Here is an 18,960-nt window from a genome sequence, read left to right as displayed (position 1 = left end):
CTTAGTCTTCTTTTGCCGCTTTGAACGCTTCAGCCATTGCGTTACCGAATGCTTTGTCGTCCTGTTGGTTGTTAACCGACTCAACCGCAACTTTCTCTTCAGCTTCGTCTTTCGCTTTGATAGACAAGCTAAGAACACGGTTCTTACGGTCAACGCCCATGAAGCGTGCTTCAACAGATTCGCCAGCTTTCAGCACGTCTGATGCATCTTCAATACGGTCACGCGAAATGTCTGCTACACGGATGTAACCTTCAACGCCTTCAGTCAACTCTACAGTTGCACCTTTAGCGTCAACTTCTGTGATAGTACCAGTAACAATAGCACCCTTCTTGGTAGCTGTCAGATAGTTGTTAACTGGATCTTCAGAAATTTGCTTCACGCCCAATGAGATACGCTCACGTTCTGCGTCAACCTGGAGTACCACGGCTTCCACTTCTTCACTTTTCTTGTACTCACGAACAGCTTCTTCGCCGTTTGCATTCCAGGAAATGTCAGACAAGTGAACCAGACCGTCGATACCGCCTTCAAGACCAATGAAGATACCGAAGTCAGTGATAGATTTGATCTTACCGCTAACTTTGTCACCTTTCTGGTAGGTCTTCGCAAACTCTTCCCAAGGGTTAGGCTTGCACTGTTTCAGACCCAGAGAAATACGACGACGCTCTTCGTCAATTTCAAGAACCATTACTTCAACGCTGTCATCCAGGTTTACAACCTTAGATGGGTGAACGTTTTTGTTGGTCCAATCCATTTCAGACACGTGAACCAGGCCTTCAACGCCTTCTTCGATTTCAACGAAGCAGCCGTAGTCAGTCAGGTTAGTTACGCGACCAGTCAGGCGAGCACCTTCTGGGTAACGAGTAGCGATATCGCTCCACGGATCTTCACCCAGTTGCTTCAGACCCAGTGATACGCGAGTACGCTCACGGTCAAACTTCAATACTTTACAGTTAATTTCATCACCGACATTTACGATCTCGCTTGGATGCTTAACGCGCTTCCAGGCCATGTCAGTGATATGCAGAAGACCGTCAACACCGCCTAAATCTACGAACGCGCCGTAGTCAGTCAGGTTCTTAACGATACCAGTAACTTCCTGGCCTTCCTGCAGGTTCTCAAGCAGCTCTTCACGCTCTGCACTGTTCTCTTTCTCGATAACAGCACGGCGAGACACAACAACGTTGTTGCGCTTCTGATCCAGCTTGATCACTTTGAATTCTAAATCTTTACCTTCCAGGTGTGCCGTGTCGCGTACTGGACGTACGTCAACCAAAGAACCTGGTAAGAATGCGCGAACACCGTTCAGTTCAACAGTGAAACCGCCTTTAACTTTACCGTTGATAACACCGATAACAGTTTCTTCGTTCTCGTAGGCTTTCTCAAGCTGCAGCCAAGCTTCATAGCGCTTCGCTTTCTCACGAGACAGGATGGTTTCGCCGAAGCCGTCTTCTACCGCGTCCAATGCTACATCAACTACATCACCAACTTCGATTTCCAGCTCGCCTTCGGCGTTCAGGAACTGTTCAGCTGGGATAGCACTTTCAGATTTAAGACCTGCGTCAACCAAAATAAGGTCTTTCTGAATGGCAACGATAGTGCCTTTAATGATGGCACCAGGACGTGTTTCGACTTCTTGTAAGCTTTCTTCAAAAAGCTGGGCAAAATTTTCGGTCATATGATTAGATACTTTAGGTTAGGTTACATCCATTGACGTCACTGTCGAATGGGGTTGTGAATGATTATCAGCACCCTCCTGGCGCTGACCGTGAAAACCTGCTTACACAGGTTTCAGAACATGTACCGGCTTATGCTGAAAGCTTGTGATGTGCGTACTGCAGCACTTCGTCCAAGACTTTATCGATTGACATCGCTGTCGAATCCAACATAAGCGAACCCTCCGCTGGCTTTAATGGTGCCGCGGAGCGATTCATATCCCGTTCGTCACGCTCACGAATTTCTGTGACGAGTGCGTCCATATTAGCATCCATGCCTTTTTCTTGCAATTGATTAAAACGTCGCCGGGCACGTTCCTCGGCGCTCGCCGTTAAAAATATTTTCGCTTCGGCATCAGGGAAAACCACGGTGCCCATATCGCGACCGTCTGCGACCAGGCCGGGCATTTCACGAAACGCACGTTGGCGCCTAAGCAAGGCTTCGCGCACCCGTGGTAACGCCGCAATTTTTGACGCCTGATTAGCCACTTCCTGCGTCCGGATGGCCATGGTGACGTCCTCACCTTCCAGTATCACATGGGTCAGGCCGGTTTCGTCATTAGCAATGAACTTAACATCCAGATCGGTCGCCAGTGCGACCAGGCTTTCTTCATCCTGAGGACCAAAATTATGATGCAGTGAGGCCACGGCTAACACTCGATAAATGGCTCCACTGTCAAGCAGGTACCACCCCAGTTTATCTGCCAGCATACGACTGATAGTGCCCTTCCCGGAGCCACTTGGACCGTCAATGGTAATTACAGGTGGGTTCGCTGACATAACTTCCTCTTACGTATTTGGAACATGTAGTCACGCACCGGGAACTTCACCAGTGCATGAATCAGGCGGCGTAATTATACGGACTTTGGCCGAAAAAGCCATGTTGGCAGCTAGAGATGACAGATTTTCGCGAAGTCTTGAAAAAAGTCGGGATAGGTTTTTGCACAGCAGGCAGGGTCTTCAATTTCAACGCCTGCCGGCGCAAAGGCAAGCAATGCAAAGCACATTGCCATGCGATGATCGTCATAGGTTGCTATCTGAGCATGCTTAATAGTGGTGGGTGGGACAATGCGTAAATAGTCTTCGCCCTCTTCCACCTCAGCGCCTGTTTTGCGCAATTCAGTGGCCATCGCGGCAAGACGGTCGGTTTCTTTCAGGCGCCAGTTGTAGACATTGCGTATTTCGGTTGCCCCCGCAGCAAAAAGCGCGGTGGTTGCTATGGTCATTGCCGCATCGGGAATGGCATTGAGATCAAACTGACCGCCTTCCAGCCGGCCTTTCTCAACTTCAATAAAGTCGTCACCCCAGGTCACCTTTGCGCCCATTTGCTGGAGCACGCTGGCAAAGGCTATATCACCCTGCAGACTTTTCTGACCAGTGCCTTCGACCCGCACGGTGCCGCCTGCGATCGCTGCTGCGGCAAGAAAATAAGATGCGCTGGAGGCGTCCCCTTCGATAAGAAACTCACCGGACGACTGGTAGCCGCCGGTGGCAGGTACCATGAACTCGCGGTCTGATATGCGCTCGACCACCACCCCAAAGCGTTCCATCATAGCAAGGGTCAGTTCAATATACGGCAGCGACACTAACTCTCCGGTCAGGGTGACATGTGTCGCTACTTGATTAAACGGCAATACCATTAACAACGCAGTAATAAACTGGCTGGAAAGGCTACCGTCAATGCAGACACTGCCGCCGCTAAACGCCTGGCCATGGACCAACAACGGCGGGTAGCCTTCGTTCTGCTGGTACTCTATATCAGCACCCATTGCAGTCAGGGCTTCAATCAGCGGCCCGATTGGCCGCTCAAACATGCGCTTATCACCAGTCAGAACATAGTCACCCTGACTGAATGCGAGTGCGGCCGCCAGCGGCCGCATCGCGGTTCCTGCGTTCCCCAGATGGAGTTGTTGCGACTCTGAGCATTGGAACAACCGGCCAAGGCCATCGACCTCAATAACCAGCTCACCATCCAGCGTCTGCTCGCGCAAGCCGACACCTAACTGAATCAGCGCCCTACGCATGTAGCGCGTGTCATCACTATCCAGCATATTACGCAAACGCGTCGTACCACTGGCTAATGCGGACAATAATAAGGCACGGTTAGCCATGCTCTTCGAGCCTGGTAAGCGGACTTTGCCACTGGCTAACCGTTGCGGATCCAGTTTTAGGGTGTTCATTCGCTAAGAATAGACTCCATTGCTTTGCAAAACGCGTCATTTTCATCAGCCAGGCCGATGCTCACACGCAGATGATTTGGCAGCTCATAGCCGCCCACTGGGCGTACAATGACACCAGCCAGCAACAGCTTCTGATAGATATCCGCTGCGTTCGGCCCTACTTCGATGGTGAGGAAATTACCATGCGACGGAATATAGTTAAGGCCATGCTGGTCGCAAAAATCAATCAGCTGCGTCATACCGGCCTGATTGACGTCGATAGATTCCGCTAAAAAATGCTCATCGGTCAGCGCTGCAAGGGCTGCCGTTAGTGCCAGCTGATTCATATTAAATGGCTGACGGATACGGTTCATCAGGTCTGCTACTGCAGCATGTGACACCGCAAAACCAGCACGCAAACCAGCAAGCCCATAGGCTTTTGAAAAGGTGCGGCAGACTACCAGGTTCGGAAAACGGTCAATCCACTGCATCGACGGCGCGCGTTCATGCTCTGGCACATACTCATAGTAGGCTTCGTCCAGCACCACCAAAACATGCGCCGGTACTTTCTGTAAAAACGCTTCGATGTCCTGTTTCTGCAGGAAGGTTCCGGTCGGGTTGTTCGGGTTGGCGATGAAAATCATCCGGGTTTTATCAGTAACAGCGGCTGCCATTGCATCCAGATCATGGCCATAGTCTTTCGCTTTGACCTGCACCGGCGTAGCGCCTATGGCCTTAGTTACCAGGGGGTACACCACAAACGCGTGCTGCGAAAAGATTACTTCATGCTGAGGCTGAACGAAGGTCCGGGCCAGTAATTCCAACACGTCGTTGGAGCCGTTGCCCAGCGTAACCTGGTTGATATCAACCGTAAATTTAGTCGCTAAGGCGTCTTTCAGATAAAAGCCGTTGGCGTCCGGGTAACGGGCCAGACCACTAATGGCGGTGGTTAGCGCTGCCTGAACAGCCGGGCTTACCCCTAACGGGTTTTCATTGGACGCTAGTTTCACAATATCTTTGATACCTAGTTCACGCTCGAGCTCTTCAATTGGCTTACCGGCCTGATACGGCTGTAGTTCGCGTATGCCTGGTAAGGCCAACTCTGCAGGGTTAAAGCTAGTAGTCATTGATCTTGTTATCCTACTTGTTGGTGTTTTAAAGTAATTTTTATTGTTCGTTATCAGCGGTTTCGCTGAGCAAAGCGGGTCATAAAATCGACCAGCGCCCGGGTACCTTCGTACGGCATCGCATTGTACATGCTGGCTCGCATGCCACCGACAAAACGATGTCCCTTCAACGCCACCAGACCTTCCTCCGCCGCTTCTTTTAAGAAAGTAGCGTCAAGCTCAGGCTTAGCCAGCTGAAAAGGCACATTCATGATTGAGCGGTTACGCGGGTGGACCTGATTCTGATAAAACGGATTATTATCAATGCACTCGTATAACAAGCGAGCCTTGGCATGGTTGCGCTCACCCATAGCGGCGACGCCACCTTCTGCTTTAAGCCACTTAAATACTTCACCAGACAGATACCAGGCCCAGGTGTTGGGGGTGTTGTACATTGAACGTTCTGGGTCCTGCACCTGATAATTCATTACTGTGCAGACACGGTTTTGCCGGGTTTCAAGCAGGTCTTTGCGAATAATAACCACCGAAAAGCCTGACGGTCCGATATTCTTTTGCGCGCCGGCGTAAATCACACCGAATTTACTCACATCGAGCGGCTCTGCAAGGATCACCGATGACATGTCAGCCACCAGTGGTGCTTTACTATTCGGGATCTCATGCAAGGCAATCCCATCGACGGTCTCATTCGGGCAATAGTGCAAGTAGGCGGCGCCGTCACTTAACTGCCAGTTTTCGAACTGCGGAATGGCTTTACCTTGGGCTGTATCTTCAGCGCTGGCTGCCAGATTGACCTTGCCGACATACTTCTTCGCTTCGTCAAACGCAATCTGTGACCAACTGCCAGTGGTGACGTAATCGACAGTGGCATCCGCACTGGCAATATTCTGCGGTACCGCTGAGAAATGGTTACGCCCGCCACCATGCATAAATAACACCGCATAATTGTCCGGAATGGCCATCAGATCACGCAGGTTCTGCTCCGCTTCTTCTGCCATCGCAACGTATTCCGGCGAACGGTGACTAACTTCCATCACCGACACGCCACGGCCCTGCCAATCAAGTAATTCAGCCTGTGCCTTTTTCAGCACAGCGGCCGGCAACATCGCCGGCCCTGCAGAAAAGTTATGAATTGTCATCGCCACCTGTCTCTGTCGCATCGTCTGCGGCTGGCGTGTCACCCTGCTGGGCAACCTCACCTTCGATTTCCACGCCAGCTTCCGCTTCGGCTTCATCGCTGTCTGCAATGCGCTGCAAGCCAACTACAAACTCGTCACTGGCAGTACGGATCAACGTCACGCCCTGGGTGTTACGGCCCACCAGTGAGACCTCGTCAACACGGGTACGAACCAGCGTACCGCGGTTACTGATGATCATCATCTGCTCACCCGGAACCACTTCCAACGCACCGACTACCGCACCATTACGCTCACTGACTTTAATCGAGACAACCCCCATGGTGGCCCGGCTTTTCGCTGGGTACTCACTCAACATGGTGCGTTTACCAAAGCCATTTTCGGTCACGGTCAGCACAGCGCCTTCGTTCTCGGTCCCTTCCACACTGCGCGGTACAATCAATGACACAACTTTTTGCTCGTCGGTCAGACGAATACCACGTACGCCGGTGGCGGTACGGCCCATCGAGCGAACCTGTTCTTCTTTAAAGCGAACCACCTTACCTGCGTCCGAGAACAACAGAATATCCTGTTGACCATCGGTGATATCAACGCCAATCAATTCGTCGTTATCGGCCAAGTTCAGCGCGATAATGCCGCTGGCACGTGGACGTGAGTAGTCGACCAATGGGGTTTTCTTGACAGTACCGTTGCGGGTTGCCATGAACACAAACTTGTCTTCATCAAAATTGCCAATCGGCAGAATAGCCGTGATCCGCTCGTCATTTTCCAACGGCAGTAAGTTAACAATCGGCTTGCCGCGCGAGGCGCGACTTGCCAACGGCAACTGATAGGTTTTGATCCAGTAAACCCGTCCACGGGTCGAGAAACAAAGCACGGTGTCATGGGTATTGGCCACCAGCAGACGCTCGATGAAGTCTTCGTCTTTCATCTTCGTCGCGGCTTTGCCTTTACCACCACGTTTCTGCGCTTCGTACTCGGTCAGCGGCTGGTACTTCACGTAGCCCTGATGCGACAGCGTCACAACCACGTCTTCCTGCTCGATCAAATCTTCCAGGTTAATATCATGGGCGGCTGCACTCAGTTCAGTGCGACGCTCGTCACCAAATTCCGCTTTAACCTGTTCTAACTCTTCTTCAATCACTTCCATTAAGCGCTCTGCACTGGACAAAATGTGCAGGTACTCGGCGATGCGCTCAAGCAGTTCTTTGTATTCACCCAGGATCTTCTCGTGCTCAAGGCCGGTCAGCTTGTGCAAGCGCAGTTCAAGGATTGCCTGAGCCTGGTTTTCAGTCAGGTGGTAGATACTATCAATAACACCAAAACCGTCTTCCAGCCAATCTGGCCGTGCAGCGTCAACACCGGCACGCTCAAGCATAATGGCGACATCACCGAGGCTCCAGCCACGTGCAACCAGGGCTGCTTTTGCTTCTGCTGGGGACGATGAGCCTTTAATCAGCTCAATAATTTCTTCAATGTTGGCCAGCGCGATGGCAAGACCTTCAAGGATATGCGCGCGTTCACGTGCTTTACGTAATTCATAGACGGTACGGCGGGTAACCACTTCGCGACGGTGCAGAATAAAGGCTTCGATCATTTCACGCAGCGCGAACAGTTTCGGCTGCCCTTTATCCAGCGCGACCATATTGATACCGAATACCACCTGCATTTGGGTATTGCGATACAAATGGTTAAGCATGACTTCGCCGGACTCGCCGCGTTTCATTTCGATCACGACACGCAGTCCGTCTTTATCAGACTCATCGCGCAGTCCGCTGATACCCTCAAGGCGTTTTTCTTTCACCAGGTCGGCTATTTTTTCAATCAGTCGGGCTTTGTTCACCTGATACGGCAATTCGTGAACAATAATGGTGTCACGGCCATTGTCTTCAACAATCACTTCGGCGCGGGCACGAATATAAATTTTGCCGCGACCGGTGCGGTACGCATCGATAATGCCCTGGCGGCCTGAAATGATACCCGCCGTCGGGAAGTCTGGCCCTGGAATGTATTCCATCAGCTCTTCAAAGCTGATATCCGGGTTTTTAATCATCGCCAGACAACCATTGACGACTTCGTTCAGGTTGTGTGGCGGAATATTGGTGGCCATGCCCACGGCAATACCAGACGAACCGTTGGCCAGCAGGTTTGGAATTCGCGTTGGCATGACATCAGGAATTTGCTCAGTGCCATCATAGTTCGGCACAAAATCAACGGTCTCTTTATCCAGATCCGCTAATAACTGATGGGCAATTTTTGACATCCGTACTTCGGTGTAACGCATGGCCGCAGCACTGTCACCGTCGACTGAACCAAAGTTACCTTGTCCGTCAGCCAGCATGTAACGCAAGGAAAAAGGCTGTGCCATCCGAACAATGGTGTCATAGGCAGCGGTATCACCATGTGGGTGATACTTACCAATCACGTCACCGACTACACGAGCCGATTTTTTATAGGGTTTGTTGTAATCGTTGCCGAGCACGCTCATCGCAAAGAGTACGCGACGGTGTACTGGTTTCAGACCATCGCGTACATCCGGTAGCGCGCGGCCTATGATTACGCTCATTGCGTAATCCAGGTATGAATTCTTCAGTTCGTCTTCAATATTGACCGGAACCACTTCCTGGGCATGATCGCTCATACAGAAATTCCCTACAAATTAGCGTTGTTTGTTTGCTTCTAATCGACATTGCACGACCGCACCAGAATAGTTGGTTAAGCCACGCATGCACGCTCGTTTTAATCGAGTGAGCATACCATAGCCTGATTACCTTGAGTAGTCACAAAGCTAGTATCAAACCCTGAGGTTGAGTACACTGTGCGCCGTTGATTTTCACTTTGAACAGGAAGTAAACAGCATGCAGCAAAATGTGGATCTTAATGAAATTGATAAGTTCAGCAGCGTCGCTTCGCGTTGGTGGGATGCGGACGGTGAATTTAAGCCACTGCACCTTATTAATCCACTGCGTGTGAATTACATCGAAACTCAAAGTAATGGTCTGTTCGGTAAAAAGGTGATTGATGTTGGTTGCGGCGGCGGCTTGTTAAGCGAAGCGTTGGCCAAACTGGGCGCCGAAGTGACTGGCCTCGATATGAGTACGGAAGCACTCGACGTAGCGCGTTTGCACGCGCTCGACAGCGGCGTCAGCATTGATTATCAGCAAAACACCGCAGAAACATTCGCAGAACAGCACGCGGGCCAGTTTGATGTCGTTACCTGCCTTGAGATGCTGGAACACGTGCCCGATCCTGAAGCGGTGATCGCCGCCTGCGCAAAGCTGGTTAAGCCCGGTGGGGAACTGTTCTTCTCGACCCTTAACCGCAATCTGAAATCACGCCTGTTGGGTGTCGTTGCGGCTGAATATGTGCTGCGCTGGGTGCCCAAAGGTACCCACGACTACCAGCGCTTTATAAAACCAAGCGAGTTGCTGGCCATGGCTGAACGCCATGCTATCCGCGCCAGTGATATGACTGGCCTGCACTACAACCCATTGTCACGGCAGTTTTTTCTCAGCAACCGCAATGTCGACGTGAACTACATTGTGTACTGCAAAAAGGACTAACTCAGTGATAAAGCCAGAAGCAATCCTGTTTGATCTCGATGGCACCCTACTGGACACCGCCCCAGATCTGCAGCGGGCACTGAACACCGTTTTAGCGGCGCATGGGCGCCCTGAGGTCACCTTGCAACAGGCGCGACCAGTGGCATCGCATGGCTCGACGGGTTTACTTGAACTTGGGTTTGGTGATGATTTTAACGAACATAACCGGCTTCCGCTACGACAGGCTTTTTTAGAGGCTTATGCGGACGACCCGCATCGTGATACCCGCTACTTCGCCGGTGTCGAGACGCTACTGGCAAGGCTGCAGAGCGCCTCCATCAAATATGCAATTGTCACCAATAAGCCGACTCAGTTTACCGATGCCCTATTACCCCATTTTACCCAGTTGCAGGCGTCATCGGCGGTGGTTTGCGGTGATACCCTTAAAGTCGCCAAACCCGATCCGGCGCCCTTGTTGTATGCCGCCCAGTTAAGTCAGGTCGATCCGGCCCGCTGTTGGTATGTCGGCGATGCCGAGCGTGACATCGAAGCCGGCCGCCGCGCCGGAATGACCACCGTACTTGCTGCCTACGGGTATATTGCCGAGCATGACCAGCCGGATAGCTGGCAGGCCAGTTATGCTATTTCAGATGCACTGCAACTGCTTGATCTGCTTAAACTAACGGATGCCGCATTGTAAATTTTATGTAAGTGAATACTTTCGCTCTAGCGCATTGCTCGTAGAATAATGTTGGATATTTTAATAACCAAATAGTATTACCTCTCCACCCCTCGCCAGCTAAGGCTTATAGCCTCAAATCAAAAATGGCAAGATGAAAAATCCTGATTTCAGGTGATTTTAAGGTTGAGAAAGCCCCCGCTCAGGTCTAGTATATCCGGCAATTCCTTAAACACTATATATAGTGTAATTTCTAGTCAGCACCCAGACCTAGACACTATATATAGTGGTAATAACTTCGCCAAAAGACGGCAGCGCTAAACAGGTAAAGAAACCATGAGCCAATCGATCGAAGTCACTAAACGTAATGGTGTCCGCGAACCCCTAGATCTGGATAAAATCCACCGTGTTATCAGTTGGGCTGCAGAAGGCCTCAACAATGTGTCGGTATCTCAGGTTGAGATAAAATCACATATTCAGTTCTACGACGGGATTAAAACCGCTGATATTCATGAAACGATTATTAAGGCTGCGGCAGACCTGATTTCGGAAGAAGCCCCGGACTACCAGTACATGGCAGCCCGACTCGCCGTATTCCACCTGCGTAAACGCGCCTATGGCCAGTTTGAGCCGCCTCACCTGTACACTCATGTGAGCAAAATGGTGGAAGGTAACCGTTACGACAAGCATCTGCTGGAGGACTATTCAGAAGAAGAGTTCAACCAGATGAATGACTTTATCGACCACTGGCGTGACATGAATTTTTCCTATGCCGCGGTAAAACAGCTGGAAGGTAAGTACCTGGTGCAGAACCGGGTTACCGGCGAAGTCTATGAAAGCGCCCAGTTCCTCTATCTGTTGGTTGCGGCCTGCCTGTTTGCTAAGTATCCAAAAGAAACCCGGATGGACTATATCCGCCGCTTCTACGATGCGACCTCACAATTTAAGATTTCACTGCCGACGCCAATTATGTCAGGCGTGCGCACCCCTACCCGGCAGTTCAGTTCGTGTGTACTGATTGAATGTGGCGACAGCCTTGATTCCATTAACGCCACCGCCAGCGCTATCGTGAAATACGTTTCCCAGCGTGCCGGTATCGGCATCAATGCGGGCCGTATTCGTGCCCTTGGCAGCCCTATCCGTAATGGCGAAGCCTTTCACACCGGCTGTATTCCGTTCTTTAAGTATTTCCAGACGGCTGTCAAAAGCTGCTCGCAGGGTGGCGTTCGTGGCGGCGCTGCGACACTGTTCTATCCTCTGTGGCACCTCGAAGTCGAATCCTTACTGGTGCTGAAGAATAACCGCGGTGTGGAAGAGAACCGTGTACGTCACCTCGACTACGGCGTCCAGTTTAACAAAGTGATGTATCAGCGTTTGATTAAAGACGATTACATTACCCTGTTCAGCCCGTCCGATGTACCGGGCCTGTATGACGCTTTCTTCGCTGATCAGGACGAGTTTGAGCGCTTGTACGTGCAGTATGAGCAGGATGACAGCATTCGTAAGAAACGTATTAAAGCGATCGAATTGTTCAGCTTATTTATGCAGGAACGCGCCAGTACCGGTCGTATCTATCTGCAGAACGTCGACCACACCAATACCCATAGCCCGTTTGACGCTAAGGTTGCGCCAATCCGTCAGAGCAACCTATGCCTTGAAATCGCCCTGCCAACTAAGCCGTTGCAACACGTCAACGACGAAGAAGGTGAGATCGCGCTGTGTACCCTGTCAGCGTTTAATCTCGGTTCAATCGAATCATTAGACGACTTTGAAGAAATGGCTGATTTGGGTGTGCGGGCACTGGATAGCCTGCTCGACTATCAGGACTACCCGGTTCCGGCAGCCTGGAACGCCACAAATGGCCGTCGTACCCTTGGTATTGGTGTTATCAACATGGCCTACTACCTGGCCAAGAATGGGGTTAAATATTCGGATGGCAGCGCCAACGGTCTGGTTCACCGCACCTTTGAAGCGATGCAGTACTTTCTGTTGAAAGCTTCGAACAACCTGGCGAAAGAAAAAGGCGCGTGTCCGAAATTCAATGAAACCACTTATGCTCAGGGCATTATGCCTATCGATACCTATAAAAAAGATATCGATACCATTTGCGATGAACCACTGCACTACGACTGGGACGCCCTGCGCGAATCTGTCAAGGCGCATGGTCTGCGTAACTCGACCCTGTCTGCATTAATGCCATCAGAGACCTCGTCACAGATTTCTAACGCGACCAATGGCATTGAGCCACCGCGTGGCCATATCAGTGTTAAGTCGTCGAAAGACGGGGTGATGAAACAGGTTGTACCGGATTACGAGAATCTTAAAGACGCCTATGAGTTGCTTTGGAGTATTCCGAACAACAAAGGCTATCTTGAGCTGGTCGCGATCATGCAGAAATTTGTCGATCAAACCATTTCTGCAAACACCAACTATGATCCGGGCAAGTTCGAAAGCAGCAAGGTTCCGATGAAGCAGCTACTGCAGGACCTTCTGTATGCCTACAAACTTGGCGTGAAAACCATGTATTACCACAATACCCGCGACGGTGCTGCGGACAACCAGGCTGACATGAAAGCGCGTCAAGCCGAACCAGAGCAGCAAGCGGTCACCGCCACCATTGAAGAAGATGACGATTGCGCCGGTGGCGCCTGTAAAATATAACTCAGACAGGTACTAACTCAGAATGAAATACTCAACGTTCAACCAGGCTCATACCAATGCATTAGGCGAGCCGATGTTTTTCGGTAATTCAGTCAACGTGGCGCGTTACGACCAGCAGCGCCACAGCATTTTTGAAAAGCTGATTGAAAAGCAGCTGAGTTTTTTCTGGCGCCCGGAAGAAGTCGATGTCAGCCGTGACCGTGTCGACTTCCAGGCGATGAGCGAAAGTGAAAAGCATATTTTCATTTCCAACCTGAAATATCAGACCCTGCTCGATTCAGTCCAGGGCCGCAGCCCGAACATTGCCTTTTTGCCAATTGTATCGCTGCCGGAACTGGAAACCTGGATCGAAACCTGGTCGTTCTCAGAAACCATTCATTCACGCTCATACACGCATATTTTGCGTAACCTGTTCAGTGACCCAAGTGAAGTATTTGACGATATCGTGGCGAATGATGAAATCCGTGAACGCGCTACGGATATTTCCAAGTACTACGATGATTTAATTTTCCACACCCAGCTGTGGCAAACCCAGGGTGAAGGTGACATTACCCTTGACGGGGAAACCTATACCGTCACCAGACGCGAACTGAAGAAGAAACTCTTCCTGTGCATGAATTCGGTCAATGCGTTGGAAGCTATCCGCTTCTACGTCAGCTTTGCCTGCACCTTCGCCTTCGCTGAACGCGAAATGATGGAAGGGAATTCGAAGATCATTCGCCTCATTGCGCGCGACGAGAACCTTCATCTGACATCCACTCAGCATATTCTGAACCTGTGGCAATATGGTGAGGATGATCCTGAGATGAAAGAAATCGCCGAAGAGTTGAAAGACGAAGCCATGGCGATTTTCAAATCTGCCGTTGAGCAGGAGAAAAAATGGGCCCGTTACCTGTTTAAAAATGGCTCTATGATAGGCCTTAACGAACAAATGCTGTGCCAGTACGTTGAGTACATCGCCAACATGCGCATGGCCGCGATTGGTCTTGAGCCTGGTTATTCGCAAACCAATAACCCCCTGCCCTGGATGAACAAATATCTGGTCTCTGACAACGTGCAGGTAGCGCCTCAGGAATCTGAAATCAGTTCTTATCTGGTCGGACAAATCGACAGTGAAGTCAGTGTCACAGACTTTGGCGATTTCGACTTGTAACTATGACCTGCCAGCATGAGTAAGCCATTGCGCGTCAAGGTGAACGGTGAACCATTGTTCGAGGTACCGGCGCAGAATAAGGACAGCTTGCTGCAGTCAATGGAGCAGGCTGGCCTTGAGACTCACTTCCACTGCCGCAATGGATTCTGCGGCGCGTGCCGAAGCCACTTGATTTCCGGGCAGGTTGCCTACATAACAGAACCATTGGCATATGTTCGCCCGGGCGATATTCTGCCCTGTGTCTGCATTGCCACCAGTGATCTTGAGTTAGAACACTGAGCTGGTAAACGCCGTTGTTAAGGCTATATAGATAAAAGTGATTAAACAAATCGTATTAATCAGTTTTCCTTACATAGCGACCTTTGGCATACTGGCGTCAGTCAGATTCGTTTTATCCATCAAATTTGGGAGTCATTATGTTAACTGTAATTTTCGGTCGCCCCGCGTGCCCTTTTTGTGTTCGGGCTAAACAAATCGCCGAACAATTAAGCGAAGAACGCGATGATTTCGAGTTTAGATACGTCGATATCCACGCCGAAGGCATCAGCAAAGCTGATTTAGAGAAAACCGTAGGCAAACCTGTATTAACGGTGCCACAGATTTTCGTCGACGAGCAACATATTGGCGGCTGCACTGAGTTCGAAGCCTATGCGCGTGAGAACCTTGGTCTGTATCAGTCTGCATAAGCGCCGTTGGTACCGATAAGTTAAGAGTGAGTGAGAGTAGTTGGTGAGAGAGCATTTTCACCAGTGCGGACAAAAGGCAGACGTTTAGCGTCTGCCTTTTGTTTATCTGACGCACCGATAAACGCCGGTACTGCCACCTAAAAACTCTCCAGAGTCTGACGTAAGCGCTGCTCCGAAACCGGATACGCGGTTCCAAGCTGCTGCGCAAATAACGACACCCTCAGTTCTTCCAGCATCCAGCGAAACTCAAGTAAGTCGACTGAAGGGGTGTCCCCTGCCGCTACTTTATTTAATTTAGCCTGCCAGGCCTGCTCCAGCTTTTGCATGGTCAGCATGCGTAACCGGTCGCGGTTGGGGTCAACCGGTAGTTTTTCCTGCCGGTATTTCAATGCCTTCAGATAACGTTCAATATCAGTCAGCCGCGCCTGGCCAAATTCGCTGACAAAACCTTTGAAAACCAACTGGTTTAGATGCTCTTTGATGTCACCGAACGACTGAACCTGATCCAGTGGTATCTTTCCTTTTAGACGTTTTTGGATCTCATGGCTCAACACCAGGCAACGTTCAACCTGTTGCGCTATTGCCAGCGTAGTATCGTTCAACTGCCCCCGGATATCCTCCAGTGCCGTGGCAAACGCCTCCTCGTTGGTAATGTCGTGCACCTGCAGCAAACTGTCGATGGCCGCATAGATACAATCGCCTACCAGTGCATCGACTTTGCCCCAGGGGTTAAAATACATCGCCAGTTTAGATTTATTGGGTAAGTTATCGCGCAGGTATTTCACCGGTGACGGCACATTGAGCAGTACCAAGCGGCGTAAGCCCTGTCGGTTCGCCTGCGCGGCGCGCTGTGGATTGTCATAGAGTTCAATCGCAACAGAGTCCTTACTGTCGACTAACGCAGGGTACGCCCGAATAGCGAACTGCCCCTGGTTCTTCTCGATGCTGGCGGGTAATTCACCAAAGCTCCAGCTGGTTAACCCGCTCTGCTCAATACTGTCACCGGCTGTCTCAACCAAAGTCTTCTTAACCTGCCCCTGCAACTGATGTTGCAGTGCTTTCAGATCCCGGCCCTGAGCAACTAGCTCGCCTTCATTCGTAAGGACCTTGAAGTTAAAGCGTAAATGCGCTGGCAAGGCTGCGACATCCCACTCGTCCGCTTCGACCCGCTGCCCTGTCATCCGTAACAGATGCTTGCTTAAGCTCTCGGTTAAACGACCCTCACCGACCTGCATCGCCTGCAGCGCCGCTTGTGCATAATTTGGGGCAGGAACAAAGTTCCTCCGCAGGCGCTTAGGCAGACCTTTGATCAGCGCTATCACCAGCTCTTCACGCAAGGCCGGGATCAACCAGTCACAGCCAGCATCGTTGACCTGGTTCAGAATACCCAGCGGTATTTCCAGACTAACGCCGTCATCGACCGACTGTGGGTCAAACTGATAACTGAGCGGTAAATGCAGATTTCCCTGCTGCCAGGTGTCAGGATAGGCATCGTCTGTGATAAAGGCCGCATCCTGCATCATTAACTGAGCGCGATCAAAACAGAGTAAATCCGGTGACTGTTTGACCGCTTTGCGGTACCAGGCGGCTAAGCTGCGATCATCGTAAATAGCCTCTGGAATATGTCGGTCATAGCAGGCAAAGAGCGCGTCTTCATCAATCAGAATATCGCGCCGCCGCGATTTCTCTTCTAACGCCTGTACATCGGCGATGGTGGCCAGGTTCTTATCAATAAAAGGCAGTCGCTGTTTTATCTCACCACCGACCAGGGCTTCACGAATGAACACCTCGCGCGCGACTACCGGATCAACCGGCCCATACTGAACCCGACGTTTAGGTACTACAATAAGTCCGTACAGCGTCACCTGTTCGTTGGCCACTACCGCCCCGCGCTTCTTCTCGTAACGCGGTTCTGAATGACTTCGTTTCACCAGGTGTTCAGCCGCCGGCTCAATCCATTCCGGTTTAATGGCGCCCACCACGCGGGCGTAGAGACGTGTGGTTTCCACCAGCTCCGCTGCCATAATCCACTTCGACGGCTTCTTAAACAGTCCTGATCCGGGGAAAACATAAAATTTTCGGTTACGGGCGCCGGTGTATTCGTGCCCTTCGTCTTTGGTCCCCAGGTGAGACAGCAAACCCGTTATCATCGCCTGATGAACCTGGTCCGTATCCGCTGCTTCGTCATTAATCGGCAGGCTCAGTTCACGCACCGTCTGGCGTAACTGAGTGTATAGATCCTGCCACTCCCTTACCCGCAGATAATGAATAAATTCCTGCTTACACAGCTTGCGAAACTGACTGGACGAAAGTGCTTTACGTTGCTCCTGCAGATAGTTCCACAGATTAAGAAACGCCATAAAATCCGACTGCGGGTGATGGAAGCGGCTGTGCTTTTCATCTGATTTCTGTTTCGCGTCGGCTGGCCGCTCTCGTGGGTCCTGAATGGACAGCGCAGCAGTAATGATCATCACTTCGCGTACTGCACTAAACGACGGCGCCGCCAACACCATTCTCGCCAGCCTTGGGTCAATCGGTAAGCGAGCCAATTGACGACCGATGCTGGTCAGTTCAAGTTGCCGCCGACGTCTTGAGTCAATAGCGTGCAACTCTTCAAGTAGGGTTAAACCGTCATTAATGAATCGCTCGTCTGGCTTCTGCAAAAATGGAAACTGGCGAATATCACCTAGTCGCAATGACGTCATTTGCAGAATAACCGACGCCAGATTGGTGCGCAGAATTTCCGGATCGGTGAACTCCGGCCGGTTAAGGAAGTCATCCTCACTGTACAAACGAATGCATATCCCGGGGCCCACCCGGCCACAGCGCCCTTGGCGCTGATTCGCGCTGGCTTGAGAAATTGCTTCAATAGGCAACCGCTGCACTTTAGTGCGATAGCTGTAACGACTTATGCGCGCAGTCCCCGGATCAATCACATACCGGATCCCCGGCACCGTCAACGAGGTTTCCGCCACATTGGTCGCCAGCACAATACGGCGCCCGCCATGGGACTGAAAAACGCGGTTCTGCTCGTTGGCTGACAAACGCGCATACAGAGGCAGGATTTCCATCGGCTGTCGCCCGAGTAAACCCTGCCGATGGGCATCGTTGAGGGCATCCGCACTGTCACGAATTTCCCGTTCGCCGCTTAAAAAAACCAGAATATCACCCGGCCCTTCGTTGATCAGCTCACCCGCGGCGTCGATAATACCCTGATAGAGATCCTGATCGTCGCGCTCTGAAACTGGCTGATAGCGTGTTTCTACCGGGAAGGTGCGGCCGGATACACTGATCACTGGGGCATTGTTGAAGTGGCGGGAGAAACGATCCGTCTCGATCGTCGCTGAGGTAATGATAACTTTCAGATCCGGACGCTTGGCGAGGAGCTGATGCAGGACCCCTAACAGGAAGTCGATGTTCAATGACCGTTCATGCGCTTCATCAATAATGATGACTTCGTAATTGCTTAAAAAGCGATCCCGCTGCAGCTCTGCAAGTAAAATACCATCGGTCATTAATTTAACTGACACCTGGTCACTAGATGTATCCTGGAAGCGAACCTTATAGCCAACGTGGCCTCCGATGCTTTGGCCAAGCTCTTCTGCTATTCTGGTTGCGACCGATCGGGCTGCTAGTCGACGTGGTTGGGTGTGGCCGATAAGCCCCGCCGCACCGAATCCCATCTGCAATAATATCTTCGGTAACTGAGTTGTTTTGCCTGAGCCTGTCTCCCCGGCAACGATTACTACCTGGTTACTGGCAATAGCCTCGGCGATCTCGTCGCGGGCTTCAACCACCGGTAGCTCCGCAGGAAATTCAATAGCGCTCATTTGTTCGCTGCGGGTAGCCACAGACTGCACCGATTGTTCCATCTCTTTTTTAAGTGCAGCTTCACGGGCCGCATCCGGCTGCTTCTGCAAGCGACGCAACTGTTGACGGAAACGATGACGGTCTGCGGTTCGGCACAAGGGAAGCGCAGAGAAAAGGGATGCAGGGAGAGCGTTCATGAACAACCTTTACAAACAAATGAGCGCGTAGTGTAGCAAGGGTTATGGCAAGCGCCAACGCCTTACAGGCGCATCCTGCAAGGCGTTGCTCTGGTTAGATG

13 protein-coding genes are annotated in these 18,960 nt (G+C 51.2%); 6 read left to right on the top strand and 7 right to left on the bottom strand.

Annotated elements, in window-relative coordinates:
* Position 1 precedes the first annotated feature (1 nt).
* The 6 genes from rpsA to gyrA form a co-directional block, all read right to left on the bottom strand.
* Positions 2-1,675: a 30S ribosomal protein S1 gene (rpsA, locus tag CWE12_RS01545; protein WP_126787827.1), complete on the bottom strand. Its 1,674-nt coding sequence runs from the start codon at positions 1,673-1,675 to the stop codon at positions 2-4.
* A gap of 130 nt (positions 1,676-1,805) precedes the next feature.
* Positions 1,806-2,492: a (d)CMP kinase gene (cmk, locus tag CWE12_RS01540; protein ID WP_126787826.1), complete on the bottom strand. Its 687-nt coding sequence runs from the start codon at positions 2,490-2,492 to the stop codon at positions 1,806-1,808.
* 110 nt (positions 2,493-2,602) lie between these two features.
* Entirely contained in the window at positions 2,603-3,892 is a 1,290-nt protein-coding gene (gene aroA / locus CWE12_RS01535; protein WP_126787824.1) for a 3-phosphoshikimate 1-carboxyvinyltransferase, read from the bottom strand.
* Entirely contained in the window at positions 3,889-4,998 is a 1,110-nt protein-coding gene (gene hisC, locus CWE12_RS01530) for a histidinol-phosphate transaminase (RefSeq protein WP_126787822.1), read from the bottom strand. Before hisC ends, aroA begins: the two co-directional genes overlap by 4 nt.
* Positions 4,999-5,051: 53 nt before the next feature.
* Positions 5,052-6,155, bottom strand: coding sequence for a 3-phosphoserine/phosphohydroxythreonine transaminase (gene serC, locus CWE12_RS01525; RefSeq protein ID WP_420836623.1), 1,104 nt, complete (start codon positions 6,153-6,155; stop codon positions 5,052-5,054).
* Complete coding sequence (gene gyrA, locus CWE12_RS01520; protein WP_126787818.1) at positions 6,121-8,772, bottom strand: DNA topoisomerase (ATP-hydrolyzing) subunit A; 2,652 nt, start codon at positions 8,770-8,772, stop codon at positions 6,121-6,123. The genes serC and gyrA overlap by 35 nt, the downstream gene beginning before the upstream one ends.
* A gap of 217 nt (positions 8,773-8,989) precedes the next feature.
* Between gyrA and ubiG the strand changes: the two genes are divergently transcribed.
* From ubiG to CWE12_RS01490, 6 genes are all read left to right on the top strand, one after another.
* Entirely contained in the window at positions 8,990-9,694 is a 705-nt protein-coding gene (ubiG, locus tag CWE12_RS01515; protein ID WP_126787816.1) for a bifunctional 2-polyprenyl-6-hydroxyphenol methylase/3-demethylubiquinol 3-O-methyltransferase UbiG, read from the top strand.
* A 4-nt stretch (positions 9,695-9,698) separates the two neighbouring features.
* Positions 9,699-10,373 carry an HAD family hydrolase gene (locus CWE12_RS01510; protein WP_241984106.1) on the top strand — a complete coding sequence of 225 codons (675 nt, stop codon included), beginning with the start codon at positions 9,699-9,701 and terminating at the stop codon, positions 10,371-10,373.
* 315 nt (positions 10,374-10,688) lie between these two features.
* A complete protein-coding gene (gene nrdA, locus CWE12_RS01505) occupies positions 10,689-13,013 on the top strand; it encodes a class 1a ribonucleoside-diphosphate reductase subunit alpha (RefSeq protein ID WP_126787813.1) in 2,325 nt (774 codons plus the stop codon).
* Between the two features lie 22 nt (positions 13,014-13,035).
* Entirely contained in the window at positions 13,036-14,166 is a 1,131-nt protein-coding gene (nrdB, locus tag CWE12_RS01500) for a class Ia ribonucleoside-diphosphate reductase subunit beta (RefSeq protein WP_126787811.1), read from the top strand.
* 15 nt (positions 14,167-14,181) lie between these two features.
* Positions 14,182-14,445: a class I ribonucleotide reductase maintenance protein YfaE gene (gene yfaE / locus CWE12_RS01495; RefSeq protein ID WP_126787809.1), complete on the top strand. Its 264-nt coding sequence runs from the start codon at positions 14,182-14,184 to the stop codon at positions 14,443-14,445.
* A gap of 137 nt (positions 14,446-14,582) precedes the next feature.
* On the top strand, positions 14,583-14,852 hold the full coding sequence (locus CWE12_RS01490) for a GrxA family glutaredoxin (protein WP_126787807.1): 270 nt from the start codon (positions 14,583-14,585) through the stop codon (positions 14,850-14,852).
* A gap of 137 nt (positions 14,853-14,989) precedes the next feature.
* Here CWE12_RS01490 and hrpA read toward each other — a convergent pair whose 3' ends face one another.
* The gene (gene hrpA / locus CWE12_RS01485; RefSeq protein ID WP_126787806.1) at positions 14,990-18,859 is read right to left on the bottom strand and encodes an ATP-dependent RNA helicase HrpA; all 3,870 of its coding nucleotides are present in this window, start codon (positions 18,857-18,859) and stop codon (positions 14,990-14,992) included.
* Positions 18,860-18,960: the final 101 nt, after the last annotated feature.

The organism is Aliidiomarina sedimenti, assembly GCF_003986955.1.
In the GTDB taxonomy this organism is placed as follows: Bacteria; Pseudomonadota; Gammaproteobacteria; order Enterobacterales; family Alteromonadaceae; genus Aliidiomarina; species Aliidiomarina sedimenti.
This window is presented reverse-complemented; position numbering and strand designations above follow the sequence as displayed.